The 16,271-nt window shown below is 73.4% G+C and carries 12 protein-coding genes; 6 read left to right on the top strand and 6 right to left on the bottom strand.

All coding sequences use genetic code 11. The features are described from left to right. Positions 1-2: 2 nt before the first annotated feature. The 5 genes from mdlC to ACFYZB_RS29260 all read right to left on the bottom strand — a co-directional run bounded on the left by mdlC (position 3) and on the right by ACFYZB_RS29260 (position 5,313). Positions 3-1,619: a benzoylformate decarboxylase gene (mdlC, locus tag ACFYZB_RS29240; protein WP_388763745.1), complete on the bottom strand. Its 1,617-nt coding sequence runs from the start codon at positions 1,617-1,619 to the stop codon at positions 3-5. Beyond that, positions 1,616-2,461: an ABC transporter permease gene (locus ACFYZB_RS29245; protein ID WP_388763747.1), complete on the bottom strand. Its 846-nt coding sequence runs from the start codon at positions 2,459-2,461 to the stop codon at positions 1,616-1,618. The genes mdlC and ACFYZB_RS29245 overlap by 4 nt, the downstream gene beginning before the upstream one ends. After that, on the bottom strand, positions 2,458-3,258 hold the full coding sequence (locus tag ACFYZB_RS29250; RefSeq protein WP_388763749.1) for an ABC transporter permease: 801 nt from the start codon (positions 3,256-3,258) through the stop codon (positions 2,458-2,460). Before ACFYZB_RS29250 ends, ACFYZB_RS29245 begins: the two co-directional genes overlap by 4 nt. A gap of 10 nt (positions 3,259-3,268) precedes the next feature. Continuing rightward, on the bottom strand, positions 3,269-4,219 hold the full coding sequence (locus tag ACFYZB_RS29255; protein ID WP_388763750.1) for an ABC transporter substrate-binding protein: 951 nt from the start codon (positions 4,217-4,219) through the stop codon (positions 3,269-3,271). 86 nt (positions 4,220-4,305) lie between these two features. Then, complete coding sequence (locus ACFYZB_RS29260; protein ID WP_388763752.1) at positions 4,306-5,313, bottom strand: Ppx/GppA family phosphatase; 1,008 nt, start codon at positions 5,311-5,313, stop codon at positions 4,306-4,308. Here ACFYZB_RS29260 and ACFYZB_RS29265 point away from each other — a divergent pair. The 6 genes from ACFYZB_RS29265 (at position 5,312) to ACFYZB_RS29290 (ending at position 15,487) form a co-directional block, all read left to right on the top strand. After that, on the top strand, positions 5,312-6,820 hold the full coding sequence (locus ACFYZB_RS29265) for an FAD-dependent oxidoreductase (protein WP_388763754.1): 1,509 nt from the start codon (positions 5,312-5,314) through the stop codon (positions 6,818-6,820). The genes ACFYZB_RS29260 and ACFYZB_RS29265 overlap by 2 nt on opposite strands. Before the next feature lie 186 nt (positions 6,821-7,006). Continuing rightward, the gene (locus ACFYZB_RS29270; protein WP_388763755.1) at positions 7,007-8,800 is read left to right on the top strand and encodes an RICIN domain-containing protein; all 1,794 of its coding nucleotides are present in this window, start codon (positions 7,007-7,009) and stop codon (positions 8,798-8,800) included. 94 nt (positions 8,801-8,894) lie between these two features. Beyond that, positions 8,895-9,710: an inositol monophosphatase family protein gene (locus tag ACFYZB_RS29275; protein WP_388763757.1), complete on the top strand. Its 816-nt coding sequence runs from the start codon at positions 8,895-8,897 to the stop codon at positions 9,708-9,710. A gap of 98 nt (positions 9,711-9,808) precedes the next feature. Beyond that, a complete protein-coding gene (locus tag ACFYZB_RS29280; protein ID WP_388763758.1) occupies positions 9,809-11,164 on the top strand; it encodes an FAD-binding protein in 1,356 nt (451 codons plus the stop codon). A 149-nt stretch (positions 11,165-11,313) separates the two neighbouring features. Further along, positions 11,314-12,780, top strand: coding sequence for an aminotransferase class I/II-fold pyridoxal phosphate-dependent enzyme (locus tag ACFYZB_RS29285; protein WP_388763760.1), 1,467 nt, complete (start codon positions 11,314-11,316; stop codon positions 12,778-12,780). Between the two features lie 427 nt (positions 12,781-13,207). Then, positions 13,208-15,487: a catalase gene (locus tag ACFYZB_RS29290; protein ID WP_388763762.1), complete on the top strand. Its 2,280-nt coding sequence runs from the start codon at positions 13,208-13,210 to the stop codon at positions 15,485-15,487. Here ACFYZB_RS29290 and ACFYZB_RS29295 read toward each other — a convergent pair. Continuing rightward, a complete protein-coding gene (locus tag ACFYZB_RS29295; protein WP_388763764.1) occupies positions 15,432-16,256 on the bottom strand; it encodes a class I SAM-dependent methyltransferase in 825 nt (274 codons plus the stop codon). The genes ACFYZB_RS29290 and ACFYZB_RS29295 overlap by 56 nt on opposite strands. Positions 16,257-16,271 lie beyond the last annotated feature (15 nt).

The following is a 16,271-nucleotide window of genomic DNA, read 5'->3' on the forward strand; positions in this document are numbered from 1 at the left end:
CCTCACCCGGCCCAGGGTTCGTACAGGGTGCCTGCGCTGCCGGCGACCCGCAGGTGCAGCAGGAAGGGTCCCGAGCCGTCGCCCCGGCCCATGGCGTGGTCCAGCGCTGCCGGCAGCTCGTCGGCGTGTTCGGCACGAGCCGCCGGGCAGCCGAAGGACTCCGCGAGGCCGGCGAAGTCGATGCCCGTGATGTCCGTGCCGGGGACGGGCGCGATGCCGATCCGGCGGCCCAGCGCCCGCACGGCCGCGTAACCGCCGTTGTCCAGCAGGACGTAGGTGACCGGGGCCGCGTGCCGGGCCGCGCTCCACAGCGCCTGCACCGAGTACAGCGCCGAGCCGTCGCCGACGACGCACACCACCCGGCGCCGGTCGGCGAGGGCCCGGCCCACCGCGAGGGGCAGGCCCCAGCCGAGCGCCCCGCTGCCCGTGGTGAGGAACCCGCCGCCCGACTCGACGGGCACGCGCGCGTGCAGCGTGTCGCGGTGGCTCGGTGCCTCCTCGACGAGGACCCGGTGGCGCGGCAGCCGGGCGCGGAGCAGGTCGAAGAACAGCTCGGGGGTGATGTGCCCCTGGTGCCCATCGACGGGGGCCGGGACGGGGGCCGGCCGCGGTGGTGGCGGGGCGCGGTCGGGCTCCTTCAGCAGCCCGGCGAGCCGTTCCAGGGCGGGCCGCAGGGTGGTGACGACGCTGGTGCCGGTGGGCAGCCAGGCGGCCTGGCCGGGGTCGCGGTCCAGGTGGAACAGCTCGGTGCCGGGCGCGAGCGGCGGGCCGCCGTCCGCCACGTGATAGGTGAACACCGGCGTGCCGAGGGCGACCACCACGTCGTACGGCGCGAGGCGCGCGGCCAGTTGACGGGCGACGGGCGGCAGGAACCCCTGGAACAGCGGATGCGACTCGGGGAAGCCGGAGCGTCCGGAGAGCGGGCTGATCCACACCCCGGCCCGGATCCGCTCGGCCAGTGTCCGGACCTGTTCCAGCGCGTCCTCGTCGTCCACGCCCGGCCCGACCACGAGCGCCGGGCGCGCGCAGGCCGCCAGCCGGGCGGCGAGCGCGTCGAGGGCGTCCGGGGCGGCCGTGAACCCCGAGTGCACCGTGCGGGGTGTCACGGGCTCGGCGGGCCGGTCCCAGTCGTCCTCGGGCACCGACACGAACACCGGGCCGCGTGGATGCGACATCGCGATCCGGTACGCCTCGGCGAGCACCGCCGGCACGTCCTCCGCGCGTTCCGGCTGGCGGGCCGACTTCACGTACGGGCGCGGGAACAGGGCCGGCTCGTCGGCGCCGAGGAACGGCCGCAACTGGATCAGGGAGCGCGCCTGTTGACCCGCGACGATCACCAGCGGGACCCGGTCGCGGTAGGCGTTGAAGACGGCACCGAGCGCGTGCCCCACTCCGCCCGCCGAGTGCAGGCTGACGAAGGCGGCCCGCCGGGTACCGAGCGCGTGCCCGGCCGCCATGCCGACGGCGACGGACTCCTGCAGGCCCAGCACATAGGTGAAGTCGTCCGGCCAGTCGCGGAACATCCGCAGTTCCGTGGAGCCCGGATTGCCGAAGACCGTGGTCATGCCGGTGTCGCGCAGAAACCGTACGACCGCCTCACGCACCGTGGCCGTCGTCATGCCGTCCTCCCTGCGGACGATCCGGGGCCGACGAGCCGCTTCTCGACCGCCAGCAGACCGGTGTTGAGGAGATACCCGAGCGCGCCGAGCAGCATCAGCGCCGACCACACCGTGAGCAGGTCGGAGCGGGTCAGGGCGTCGGTGAGCGTGAAGCCGATCCCGTTGTCACTGCCCGGCAGCAGCTCCGAGAACACCATCAGGATCAGGCACAGCGAGAGGCTGAGCCGCAGCCCCGCGAAGATCCGGGGCAGCGCCGAGGGCAGGACCAGGAACCACAGCCGTTCGGGCGCCGTCAGCCGCAGCACGGCCGCCACCTCGAGCCGCAGCGGGTCGGTGGCCCGGGCACCCTCGGCCGAGTTGACCAGCACCGGCCATACGGCGCTGAACACGATCGACGCCACCTGCATGGGCGTACCGAAGTCGAAGACGACGACGAACACCGGCACCAGCGCGGGCGGCGGCACGGCCCGTGCGAACTGCAGCACCGGGTTGCACAGCGCGTACGCCCGCCGCGAGCGGCCCACCGTGATCCCGAGCGTGATCCCGGCGACGGCGGCGAGCGTGAACCCGGCCGCCATCCGGCCCAGGCTCGGCAGGATGGTGTCGACGGCGGCCGGGGTGAGGAACAGATGGCCGGCCGGCCCCGAGAACCACAGGTCGCGGGTGTGCCGGGCGATTTGCAGCGGCGGCGGGAAGTACACGCTGCCCCGGGCACGGGCGGCCAGTTCCCAGCAGGTGACGGCGACGAGGAGCACCGACCAGCGCAGCAGGAAGGGGACGGCGGTGGCCCGGGGCGGGCCGGATGCCGGGGCGGGCCGTGCGCCGCCCGGGGTCTCGGTCATGGCCGACTCCGCTGCGACGTCCCCGCCTCCGGGCCGGGTTCCTGGGCCCACGCGAACAACCGCCGCTCCGCGCCGACCAGGAGGCCGTTGATCACCAGCCCGAGGGCGCCCGCCCACACCACCCCGGCCAGCACGTCCCGCGTGCCGTCCGTCTCCGTCTGGGCCTGGGCGATGAAGATGCCCAGGCCCTGGCCGAAGCCGGAGAGGATCTCCGTCGCGACGGCCAGGATCAGGGCGACCGCGGCCGAGATCCGCACGCCGGCGGCGATGAACGGCGCGGTGGCCGGCAACTCCACCCGCAGCAGCACCGCGAGCCGCCCGAACCCGAAGGCGCGCAGGGTGTCCTTGGCCAGCGGATCGGTCTCGCCCAGCCCGTAGACGGTGTTGAACAGCACCGGCCAGAGCGAGGCGTACGCGATCAGCGTCACCTCCGTCCGGGTGCCCGACCCGAGCAGCAGGGACACCAGCGGGATGAGCGCGACGGACGGCAGGGGCCGCAGCAACTCGATCACCGCGCGTACGGCGGCCTCCACCACCGGCACCGCGCCCAGCAGCAGGCCCAGCGGTACGGCGATCACGCAGGCGAGCCCCAGGCCCAGCGCCCACGCCCGCAGGGTCACCCCGATCCCGTCGAGAAAGCCGGGGTCACCCGCCAACCGGGCGGCGCGGGCGAGGACTTCGGAGGCGGGCGGCAGATAGCTGCGCCGTACGATCCCGGCCCGGGCGACCACCTCGCAGATTCCGAAGGCGCCGGCCGCGCCGAGCAGGCCGAGCAGCAGTTCCTGACGTCGTGTCATCCCGGCCGCGTCACTTCACCAGCAGGGGTGCCGGATCGACGTCCTTCTTCAACACTCCCTGCGTGCGCATCAGCGTGATGAGGCGGCGCAGCGCGGCCGGGTCGGCGGTCGCCGGATAGGCGGGCAGATGGATCGACCTGGCCTGGTCAGCGGTCACTTTGGCGTACTTGGGCAGCTCCGTGCGGACCGCTCCGGGATCCTCGGCGGCGAGTTTGGAGGCCGCCTCGACGGCGCGCCGGAAGCCCGCCGCGGCCTTCGGGTTCTTCTTCACGAAGTCGGCCGTGGTGATGTACCCGCTGGCGGGCAGGCCCCGCGCGGGTCCGGACCCGCCGTCCAGCAGCACGCGCGCCCCCAACTCGCCCTGGACGGCGGTGTCGAAGGGCTCGACCACGTGGGCGGCGTCCACCTGGCCCCGCTGCAGGGCCGGGCCCATCTGCGGGAACAGGATCTGCCGGTAGACGGGCCGGCCGGCGCCTCGGGCGTCCAGGATCGCGTTCAGGGTCAGGGACTGGATGTTGTTGAGGACGGCGACGGCGACCTTCCGGCCCGCGAGGTCGGCGGGCGACCTGAGCGCGGAGTCCCTGGGCACGAGGACGTCCATCATGTGCGGGGCGATCCGGACGCCCTCGGCGAGGATGCGCAGATCCAGGGTGCCCTTCGCGTACGCCTGGAAGTAGGTGACGTAGTTCGCGCTCGCGATCACGTCCACCTGGCCCTTCAGCAGCGCGGGCAGCGCCTGGATGCTCTGCTGCACGGGCTGGATGCGCACGTCCAGGCCCTCCTTGGCGAACAGCCCGCGGTCCCGGGCCAGATAGAGGGCGGCGGAGTCGGTGAGCGGCAGCGCCGCCACGGTCAGCTGTTGCCGTCCGTCGGCGGAGTGCGACGTCCCGCCGCTGCCGCAGCTCGCCAGGAGCAGTACCGCCGCGGCGACGAGCGCGGCGAGGCGTGTGGTTCCCGTCATTCCCGGTCGTGATCGGCGTAAAGGCATACGGGCATGACTACCCCGCATTTGTCATGATCGCTACATTCTGCGAAAGGGGCGGCCGATCAGGCCCGTGGGCCGGCGATGCGCAGGGGTGTCGCCGAAGCGGGTGAGGTGGTGTCGGCGGCGCCGGTGACGTCCGTCCACCAGTCCGCGCCGTCCTCGATGTAGCGCAGCAGCACGCCCTCGCGGATCGCCCAGGGGGAGACGACGGCCCCGCGCAACCCCATGAGCTTGAGCGCCGTGTGCCCGACCACCGCTCCGGCCAGGCTCTGCCCGGAGCGCGGCGCGGAGATCCCGGGCAGCTCGGCCCGCTCGGCCGTGGGCCGCGCGGCGAGGGTGCGGACCGCCTCGCGCAGATCCCGGCAGCGCATCTCCCGCTGCACGAACGGGCCGTGGCGCCCGGGCGCCGCCCCGCACAGCCGGCCCAGCTGCTGGAAGGTACGGGAGCTGACCGCGGCGGTGCGCGGCCGTTCCCAGCGGATCCGCGAGGCCACGTCCCGCAGCTCATGGCGGATCCGGCGGCGCAGTTCCTTCAGCTCCTCGGGCCCCGGCGGGTCCTGGACCTCGAGGTACTCCTGGGTGAGGCGCCGGGCGCCGAGCGGCAGGGACGCGGCGAAGTCGGGCAGCCGGCCCCGCCCGAAGGCCACCTCCAGGGAGCCGCCGCCGATGTCGAGCACCGCGAGTGGGCCGGCGTGCCAGCCCAGCCAGCGCCGGGCCGCCAGGAAGGTCAGCTCGGCCTCGGTCTCACCCGGCAGGGTGCACATGCGGATCCCGGTCCCGGCCGCGACCCGGCGCAGTACGTCCTGCCGGTTCGGGGCGGCGCGCACCACCGCGGTCGCGAAGGCCAGCGGCCCCGACGCATGCCATCTCCGGGCCGTGGCCCCCGCCGCGGCCACCGCCTTCACCAACTCCTCCACCGCCTCCTCGGCGATGGTGCCGTCCGGACCGACGTGTTCGGACAGGCGCAGCTTCCACTTGACGGTGTGCACCGGCAGCGGAACACCCCCCTCCGCATCCGCGATCACCAAACGGACCGTGTTCGACCCCGCGTCCAGCACGCTCACCCGCATGGCCGGGAAGTACCCACTTTCCCGAAAGGAACCCGTCATTCAGGGGGGCGCCTGTGTGCACAGCGTCAGCTGGTGTGACTCCCGGGAGCGGCTCGCGGGGCAGCCGGAGGCGCGCCGGGCGCGGGCCGCGCACGGGCCGGGGTCCGGCGGGTCCCCGTCCGCCGGCACGGTGCGCGGACACCGCCACGCGCCCCCTGCGTCGGTCACCTCGCCCGCACCCCTCGGCACCCGCCCGGATCCTGTCCTGATCCCGGCCACCGGCCCACCATCTCGCCCGCCCCTGCCCTTAGATGGTCATCACCACTGTCGGCGCGAGGAGCGGCACTTGAGCAGGACGGACCCGACGAGGGTACTGGTGATCGGCGGCGGAATCGCGGGGACCGCGGCCGCGCTCGGCCTGCACAAGGCCGGACACGAGGTCACCGTCTACGAGGCGCACCCCGACACGGCCGAGGACATCGGAGCGTTCCTGACCCTGGCGAGCAACGGAATGCGCGCCCTGGCCCAGCTCGACGCCGCGGACGCCGTCACGGCCGTCGGTTTTCCGCTGACTTCGCAGCGGCTGCTCGACAGCGACGGCACCGAGCTGACCCACGCACCGCTCGGCGAGGTCGCCGAGCCCGGGCTGCAGTACCGGTGCCTGCGCCGCGGCGAGCTGAACGCGGCCCTGCAGGAGGAGGCGGCCCGGCGCGGCATCCGCCTGCGCCACGGCGCCCGTCTGGTCGCCGTCACGGACGGCCCGCACGGCGTCACCGCCCGGTTCGCCGACGGCACGTCCGCCCACGGGGGCCTCCTGGTCGGCGCCGACGGGCTGAACTCCACCGTCCGCCGGCTCCTCACCCCGGCTGTCCGGCCCGTGTACGCGGGCCAGCGGATCTGCTACGGCTACACCGGCCCCGCCGCCGGCGCGGACGGCACCGGCGTCATCACCTTCGTCCGGGGCAGCGAGACCACGTTCGGGCACGCGGTGTCGCCCGCCGGGCAGACGTACTGGTTCGCCCGCGTGAGCACGGACCCCCTCCCCGTCGGCGGCTCCGCGCACCGCGCCCCCTGGCGCGAGGAACTGCTGCCACTGCTGCGCAAGGACGCCACACCCGCCGCGGACATCGTCGCCGCCTCCCAGGGGACCGTCATGGTCACCAACGCCACCGAGATGCCGCTCGGCGCGGTCTGGCACCGGGGGCGCGTCCTGCTCATCGGCGACGCGGCCCACGCGGCCTCCCCGGCGACCGGCCAGGGAGCCTCGATGGCCCTGGAGGACGCCGTCGTGCTCGCCAAGGCGCTGCGCGACCTGCCCGGCGCACCGGCCGCGTTCGCCGCCTACGAGCGGCACCGGCGCCCACGGGTGGAGCACAACATCACCGTCAGCGGCGGTATCTCCCGCGGCGGCCGGAACCCGTCCCGCCCGGGTCCCGTCGTGGCCCGTCCTGCCGAGCCGGACGAGGCACTGGTGCGTCAACTCGCCTGGGACAGCCGGCTGTCGGCGGCCGCGCCCGAGGAGGCCTGACCGGGGGGCACCGGTGGGGGCGGGTGCGTCCGAGGAGGTCTGACCGGGGGCGCCGGTGGGGGCGGGTGCGCGAAAGTGCAAGAGGTGGAGCACTGGAGTCCATGGCCGGGGGAACCGCCGGGCCGGATCGTTCCGTTGCGACCGGCCCTTCGGAACCTTCGGCACCAAGGAGCACAGTTGCGACTCTTGAGCAGAGCAGGCGGCGCGGCGGCCGCGACCGCCGCCCTGGTCCTGGGCGGTGGCACGGCGTCCCCGGCACCGGCCGCCACACCCGCCGACGCGGGCTACACCGTGACCGTGGGGACCCCGGTGCCCTTCACCCACCCCACGGACACCCCCGCCAGTCCCTACCTCGACCGGGACGGCACCTTCCACTACCAGCAGTCCGCCGCCCTGTACGGCGCCAAGGACCCGCGCACCTGGGACTTCTACACCGGCACGGACTTCGACAGCGCGATCTTCGACAAGGCCCTGAGCAAGGCGGTGAACCCGGCCAACCCCGCCGACCGCAACGACGACACCACCTGGCGCTGCAACAACAGCCCCACCGGGCGGGAGGCGACGTACGCGCCGAGCGGCTCCGGCTACGCCCAGAAGAACTACTGCGACCTGTCCGGGGTGTGGGTCGACCCCGACACCGGCGACTGGTACGGCCTGGTGCACAACGAGTTCACCCCGCAACCCTTCGGCGACGGCCTGCACTACGACGCCATCGACTACGCCGTCTCCACCGACCGGGGCCGCACCTGGACCATCGAGGACCATGTGCTCACGTCTCCGTACAGCACCGAACGCGGGGACACGACGGCCTTCCCGAACCAGACGTACTCCTACGGCGACGGCGACCAGCGCCTCTTCGTCGACACCGCCTCCGGATACTTCTACGTCTATTACGGCTCCCGGATCATCGACAAGAGCGGCGGCTGGAAGGCCTTCTACGAGCACGTGGCCCGCGCCCCGATCTCCGCCAAGATGGCACCCGGCTCCTGGCGCAAGTGGTACGACGGCGCCTGGTCGCAGCCCGGCACCGGCGGCAAGGAGAGCAACATCGTCCCCGTGGACGCCGATCACCCCACCGGCTACACCCCCGCCCCCGCCGAGTACGACCCGGCCAACACCGGCACCGCCGCCCAGCAGATCGCGGCGGGCCGCATGCCGTCGACCTCGCCGCTGTTCGTCATGAACATCGCCTACGACGCCCATCTCGGGCTGTACATCGGCGAACCGCAGGCCGTCGACCAGAGCGGGAACTCACCGCAGTACCTCTACGCCACCGACGACCTCGCGACCCAGAAGTGGCGCCTGATCGGGGACACCGGCAGCTACACCAACGCCTCCTGGTACCGCTGGTTCCTCGACAGCGCGAACCGCACCAGCTCCACGATCGTCGGCAGGTCCTTCCGCTCCTACTGCGCCTTCGGCTGCGCGCACGACGCCTCCGGCGAGTACGTCGACATCACCGTGGACTCCTCCGCGCCCGCGGCCGCGCCGATGGACACGAGCCGCGGCTACCGCATCGCGAGCGGCACGGGCCGGTTCCTCGCCCAGGCGGCCGGCGGCACCGGCACCACCTCGCTGGCGCGGCCCAGCGGATCCGGCCGCGACGTCTGGGTCTTCACCCCGACCGGCGACGGCGCCTTCACCGTCACCAACGCAGCGAGCGGCCGGCTGCTCGGCGTCGACTCCTCCTCCACCGCGGGCCGCGCCTGGGGCGCCAGGCCCACCGTCACGGCGGCACGGGCCGGGCGGCCCAGGATCGGCCAGCAGTGGTTCGTGATCCCGAACGCCTCCGGCGGCACCTATCGTCTGGTCAACCGTTACAGCGGACTCGTGCTCGGCCTCTCCGGCACCTCCGGCCGGCTCGCCGAGACCACGCCGATGCGCACCTGGACGGACCGCAGCGGAAGTTCCGTCGGCGCGGGGCGCTCCGCCGCGGAACAGACGCTGTCCCTCGGCGCGACCGGATACACGCGCCGCTGACCGAACCCGGTCCCGGCCCGCGCGGGCGCTCCCGGCCGCGCGGGCCCGCCCCTGGCCCGTGTCCGCGGACTTGCCCCGTGGTTATCCTGCGCCCATGTCGATCATCAACGGGGATTCCGACGCCCAACTGGCCGTGCGCGCGGCCCAGGCGGGCGCAGCCGTGGTCCGTGACCTCTACGGCAGCCGGCTCGAACGCCACGACAAGTCCGCCGGCGACTTCGCGACCGAGGCGGACCTCGCCGCCGAGCGGGCCATCCTGGACGTACTGCGCGCCGCCCGCCCCGACGAAGCCGTGACCGGCGAGGAAAGCGGACGCTCCGGCGCCGTCGACGCCCACCGCCGCTGGCTCGTCGACCCGCTGTGCGGCACCCTCAACTACGCGGTGCGGAACATGCTCGTCGGCGTGAACGTCGCCCTGCGGGAAGGAGCCGACGTCACGGCCGCCGCCACCGCCGACCCGTTCAGCGGCGAGGTGTTCTGGACCGACGCAGAGGCGGCCTGGGTCCACAGGGACGGCCACGACGAGCGGCTGACGCCCTGGGCCGGGTCCGCGCTCGTCGACGTCAACCTCGACCCGTCGTTCCCCAACGCCCCCGGCTTCCAGGCGGTCCGCCTCCTCGCGGACCCGGGCTTCGCCGAGCGGTTCCGGCCCCGGGTCATCTCCAGCACCCTCGCGGTGGCCTGGGTGGCCGCCGGACGCCGGGCCGCCTATGTCACCGACGGCGACCTGCGCGACAGCGTGCACTTCGCGGCGGGGATCGCCCTGTGCCGGGCGGCCGGCTGCACGGTGAGCGGCCTGGACGGCGAGCCCGTGCTCAGCGGAGCGGGCGGACTCGTCGCGGCGGCCGACGCGGAGACCCACGCGGCCCTCATCAACCTCATCAAGAACCAGAGGGGCGAGGGGAGTTAGCCCACAGGCCGAAGGGAGTCACCCGTCAAGGGCCTGAAAAGCGGGGCGAATCGGCGTGCTTGTCGACTCGGCCGCGGCTCGTCTGGTGTGATGCCCGCATGACCTTGGCCGCCGACCTCGCCACCCGCTTCGAACAGGCCCTGGACACCCGGCCGGAGACCCTGCGCGAGGCCGCACAGGACTTCGGGCACATCGTGTCGGCCCCGCCGCTGGCGGTCCTGCGCCCACCGTCCGTCGCCGGGATCAGGGACCTGCTGGAGTTCGCCGGACCCCGGGGCATCCCGGTGAGCGTGCGCGGCGGCGGCCACTCGATGTACGGCCAGGGGCAGGCCGGCGGCGGGATCGTACTGGACATGCGGGGGCTGAACCGGGTCGGTCCCGTGGCGGACGACCAGGTGACCGTACAGGCAGGCGCGTCGTGGCGGGAGGTGCTGGCCGCCACCCTGCCGCACGGCCGCACCCCGCCGGTCCTCACCGACTACCTCGGCGCGGGTGTCGGCGGTGTCCTGTCGGCGGGCGGACTCGGCGGCGCCGGCCACCGGCACGGCCTGGTCGCGGACCAGGTCCTGGAGCTGGAGGTGGTGACCGGGGCCGGGGAGCACCGGGTCTGCTCACCCGGCCGGGACGCCGAGCTGTTCCACGCCGTGCTCGCCGGACTCGGTCAGTGCGCCGTCATCGTGTCCGCCACGCTGCGCCTGGCCCCGGCCCCCACCCGGATCCGCCGCTACTGCCTGTACTACGCCGGCCTCACCCCCTACCTCGCCGACCAGCGGCGGCTCGCCGAGGAGCAGCGCTTCCGCTATCTGGAGGGGCAGGCCCGGCCGGACGGTGAGCACGGCTGGCGGTACATGATCGAGGCCGTGGCCCCGCACGACGGCTCCTGCCCGCCCGACGACGCCGCCCTCCTCGACGGACTCGGGCACGATCCCGCCGCACGGGAGACGGAGGACCTGGGATACGACGAGTTCGTCCACCGCGTGGACACCGACGAGGAGGTCCTGCGGGAGACGGGGGAGTGGGTGTATCCGCACCCATGGCTCAATCTGCTGCTCCCGCACGACAGCGCCGAGCATGTCGTCGGCGCAGTGCTTGCCGACCCCGCCTTCCGGGACCTGCGCGACACCGGCCTCGTCCTGCTGTACCCCCTGCTCTCCGGCCGGCTGCGGGCCCCTCTCTTCAGCCGCCCCGCCGGCGAAGTCCTGTACCTGTTCGCCCTGTTGCGCACGGCGCCGCCCGGCAGCCCGGAGACGGTCGCGGCGATGGTGGCCGCCAACCGTGCCGCGTACGAACTGGCCCGTTCCCGGGGCGCCGTCGCCTATCCCGTCAACGCCCTGCCCATGTCCGAGGCCGACTGGCGGGACCACTACGGCGGCCGCGGGCCGGCCTTCGCCGCCGCCAAACGGCGCTACGACCCCCATCGCGTCCTGGCGCGCGGACACGGTCTGCGCCTTTGATTCAAGCCCTGAACCAAGTGTCCGCTCGGTGACCCGTCCCCGATGCGAGGCGCGCCGGGGTTTCGAGTGCGCGGCGAGTGCAACACGGACGGTGCGGCCCGTGTGGACGAAGCCGCACCCTCCGCCTGCCCGCAGGGAAGAGGACACTCATGGATCACTCGCGCGCACCCGTACTCGAAGCCCTGGAGCAGTTCCGGCGCCGCGGCGACGTGGTGTTCGGGCCACCCGGGCACAAACAGGGCCGCGGCACCGATCCCCGGGTCGCCGAGGTCCTCGGCATCGACGTCTTCCGCTCGGACGTGCTGATCCTCAACGGCCTGGACGACCGCCGGGAGTCCCAGGGCGTGCTGGAGGAGGCGCAGGAGCTGATGGCCGACGCGGTCGGCGCCGAGCGCGCCTTCTTCTCCACCTGCGGCAGCTCCCTGTCGGTGAAGACCGCGATGTGCTCGGTCGCCGGCCCGGGCGAGAAACTGCTGCTGTCGCGCAACGCGCACAAGTCGGTCATCGCGGCGGTGATCATCAACGGCGTGGAGCCGATCTGGGTCCACCCGAAGTTCGACACCGAGCGGCACATGGCCCATCCGCCCGAGCCCGACGACGTCCGCGACCGGCTGAGCGAGCACCCCGACGCCAAGGGCATGCTGCTGATCACCCCCACCGAGTGGGGCACCTGCGCCGACGTCCGCGGCGTCGCCGACGCCTGCCACGCCTACGACGTACCCCTCATCGTGGACGAGGCCTGGGGCGCCCATCTGCCCTTCCACCCCGACCTCCCGGCCTGGGGCATGGACGCCGACGCCGACCTGGTCGTCACCAGCGTGCACAAGATGGGCGGCGCCATCGAGCAGAGCTCGGTCTTCCACCTCCAGCACGACCGGGTGGCGCCCGAGGTGCTCAAGCAGCGCGAGGACCTGCTCGGCACCACCAGCGCCTCCTGTCTGGTGTACGGCGCCCTGGACGGCTGGCGGCGGCAGATGGCCGAGCGGGGCCGGGAGATGCTGGAGGCGGCCGTCCACCGCGCCTGGCGCATCCGGGCGGAACTGCGGGAACTGCCGGGACTGCGGATCATGGGGGGGGGCGAGGTGATCGAGGAGGGCCTGGCGGCCGAGTTCGACCCGATGAAGATCGTCATGGACGTCCGGGACCTCGGCATCAGCGGCATGCAGGCGGCCGAATGGCTGCGGGCGTACCGGCACGTCGACGTGGGTGGCTCGGACACCTGCCGGATCAGTGCCTCCGTCACCCATGCCGACGACGACGAGACGGAGAAGGCCCTGCTGGACGCCATGCGCTCCCTGGTGGAGAACGCCGGCTCGCTCGATCGGCGGCCCGCCGTCCGGCTGCCCGAGCCCCGGGCGCTCGAACTGGACCAGGTGGTCCTGCCGCGCGAGGCGTTCTTCGGGCCCGCCGAACAAGTGCCCGCCGAGCGGGCCGTGGGCCGGATCTCCGCCGAGATGATCAGCCCCTATCCGCCCGGCGTGCCCGTCGTGGCGCCCGGCGAGCTGATCACCCATGAGGTGCTGGACTACCTGCGCAGCGGAGTGGCGCACGGCTTCCTCATCGCCGACGCGGCGGACCCGTTGCTGGAGAGCCTGCGCGTCACGGCTCGGACGTGACGGTCCCCCGTGCGCCGGAGCCGGCCGCCCGCGGACCCCTGGCGGCCGCCCGTGCGCCCGTGACCGGGCGTTTTCGGACTGCGGGGACCGGGGGCAGAGCCTAAGGTGGCGGGTGCGGGCGGCCGGGTGCCTGCCCGACGGTCCCCGGGTACGGACGACACGTCCGGCGGGCCTGCCGTCCCGGCAACTCGATGGGAGACGGCCCGACTTCACCCCGACCGGAAATCCGCGGCGATTCCCGGTTTCGGACGCCCCGGCCCGGGGACCTCGATACAAGGCGTCGACCTCTTTCACCGGACTTCATCTGGTTTCAGAAGATTCATCCATGTCCTGCGTCGTATGCCCGAGTAGGGCCACCGTGCGTCGCACGCCCCGCTTCGACGGTGCCCGGCCCATCCCCCCGGCGAGCAGCGAAGGAAGCACAGCCATGAGCGAGACGAACCCCCTGAAGCGAGCGGCGGAGAAGGCGGCGGACGTCCTGCGGGGCGACGGCGCCGGCCCGGAGCAGGGAATTCCCGGGAAGCCGGGGGCCCGGGCCCCGTCGCTCGCCGAGCCCACGCAGCCCCGTGAGCCTCTCCCGCCCAAGCCCGACCAGACCGGCCCGGAGACCGTCTCGCCCACCGGGCAGCCGACCGGCGCCGAGCAGGCACGGATGGCGCAGAGCGGCAGCCGCCTGACCAACGCCCCGGCCACCCGGCTGTACGACACGGACCACTCGCTCAAGGCGGGACCCCGTGGCCCGGTGCTCCTGCAGGACCACCACCTGCGGGAGAAGGTCATGCACTTCGACCACGAACGCATCCCCGAGCGGGTGGTCCACGCCCGGGGCGCCGCCGCGCACGGGGTGTTCCGCAGCTACGGCACGGCGGCGAACGTGACGAAGGCGGCCTTCCTCGCCGAGGGCGTGGAGACCCCCGTGTTCGTCCGCTTCTCCACCGTGCTCGGCTCCCGGGGCTCCGCCGACACCGTCCGGGACACACGCGGCTTCGCGACGAAGTTCTACACCAGCGAGGGCGTCTTCGACCTGGTCGGCAACAACATCCCGGTCTTCTTCATCCAGGACGCGATCAAGTTCCCGGACGTCGTGCACGCCGCCAAACCCCACCCCGACCGGGAGATCCCGCAGGCCCAGAGCGCCCACGACACCTTCTGGGACTTCGTCGGCCTGCACACCGAGGCCACCCACCACACCCTGTGGAACATGTCCGACCGGGGCATCCCCCGCTCGTACCGCACCATGGAGGGCTTCGGGATCCACACCTTCCGCCTGGTCGACGCCGACGGCGGGACGACCCTGGTGAAGTTCCACTGGAAGCCGAAGCTGGGCGTGCACTCCCTGGTGTGGGAGGAGGCCCAGATCATGGGCGGCGTCGACCCGGACTTCCACCGCCGCGACCTCGCCGACGCCATCGAGGCGGGGGCGTACCCGCAGTGGGAGTTCGGCATCCAGACCTTCCCCGACACACCCGACCAGACGTTCGAGGGCATCGACCTGCTGGACCCCACGAACCTCGTCCCCGAGGAACTGGCCCCCGTGCAGCCCATCGGCCTGCTCACCCTCGACCGCAACCCGCTGAACTTCTTCGCCGAGACCGAGCAGGTCGCCTTCCACCCCGGCCACCTCGTCCCCGGCATCGACATCACCGACGACCCGTTGCTCGCCGGTCGGCTCTTCTCCTACCTGGACACCCAGATCACCCGGCTGGGCGGCCCCAACTTCCCGCAGATCCCGATCAACCGGCCGCACGCGCCCGTCAACGACATGCTGCGCGACGGCATGCACCAGACGGCCGTGCACCAGGGCGTGGCCCCCTACCGCCCCAACTCCCTCGACGGCGGCTGCCCGTTCGTGGCCGGCGCCGATGCCGGCGCGTTCGTCGAGGTCCCGGTGCGGGTGCCGGAGGCGACCAAGGTCCGCGAGGCACCGGCGTCGTTCGACGACCACTTCAGCCAGCCGCGCCGGTTCTGGCTCAGCATGAGCCCGGTGGAGCGCGAGCACATCATCGGCGCCTACACCTTCGAACTCGGCAAATGCTACGAACAGGCCATCAAGGAGCGGGTGTTGCAGGTGCTGGCGAACATCGACCCGGAGCTGTGCGCGGGCGTCGCTACCGGCCTCGGCCTGCCGGCCCCCGCACCCGCCGTGCCCCTCGCCGACGTCGAACCCAGCCCCGCCCTGTCCCAGGTCGGGCACACCTGGCCCACCGACGGCCGGACCATCGGCATCATCACCGGCCCCGACGGCGACCTGGACGGCGTACGGGCCGTACGCCAGGAGGTGCTGGACGAGGGCATGGTCCCGCTCGTCGTCGCACCGACGGGCGGCACCCTCGGCTCCGGCCCGGACGCGCCGGACGTCCAGCGGACCTATGCGACGGCACGGTCCGTGGAGTTCGACGCGGTACTCGTGGCCGGCACCCCGGGAATCGGCGTCGACGCCTACGGCGCCCGTGACGCCAAGGCGGGCCTGCCCACCGGCCGCTACGGCACTCCCGACCCACGCGTGGGCCTGCTGCTCGCGGAGGCCTACCGGCACGGCAAGGCCATCGGCGCGGCCAAGGGCGGCGAGACCGCGCTGGAGGCGGCCGGCATCCCCCTCGACGCACCCGGTGTGATCGCCGGCGACGGCGCCACGAGCGTCCTCCAGCAGCTCACCCGACTGCTCGGCTCCCACCGGGTCTGGGACCGCTTCCCGTCCACCGCCTGACGGCCCGACGCGACACCTGCCGGGCGGGACGGCGGAAGAGGGCCGTCCACAGGAAGTCGCGGCCGAACAGCGCGGAATCCGCCGGTTCCTGCCGCATGGCGCGCAGTTCCACCTCCTGGAGATCGCAGAAGATCCGGCGCAGTGACCCGGGGGTGTAGGCGAGACCGCCGTGCAGGCCGGGCTCGCGGTAGAAGGCCGCGTCGGGGAGTTCGGAGCCCATCCGGCCGGCGGCGAAGCAGGTGAGTGAGAAGTGCCCGCCCGGCGCCAGTACGCGTTCCAGCAGCGCGAGGTGGCTGACCCGGCGGTGCGGTGGCAGGTGGTGGAAGCAGCCGGAGTCGTGGACGAGGTCGTAGGGGCCGTGCAGCGCCGCTTCGGTGCCCGCGCTCAGGGCGAAGGCGTCACCGCAGTGGAACCGCACGGCGCCCCCCGCGCCCCGGACCTCCCGTGCGCGCTCCTCGGCCCAGGCGATCGCGGTCGGCGAGAGATCGACGGCGTCCACGTCGAAGCCCTGGGCGGCGAGGTACACCGCGTTACGGCCGGGGCCGCAGCCCAGGTCGAGGGCCCGCCCCGGCCTGATGAGACCGCGCTCCAGGTAGGACACCAGGCTCTCGTCCGGCTTCGCCGCGAAGAACGGCACCGGTTTGTCCCGTTCCCCGTAGAAACCGTCCCACCAGGTGGCCGCGCCCCGCGTCCACCGGTCGGCCTCCGGGGCGAACAGCCCGTCCAGGAGTCGCAGTACGTCTTCCACCGTGCGGATGTCCCGGTCCATCCGGCCCCCTTTCCC

It is taken from the genome of Streptomyces sp. NPDC001852 (assembly GCF_042891825.1).
Classification (GTDB): domain Bacteria; phylum Actinomycetota; class Actinomycetes; order Streptomycetales; family Streptomycetaceae; genus Streptomyces.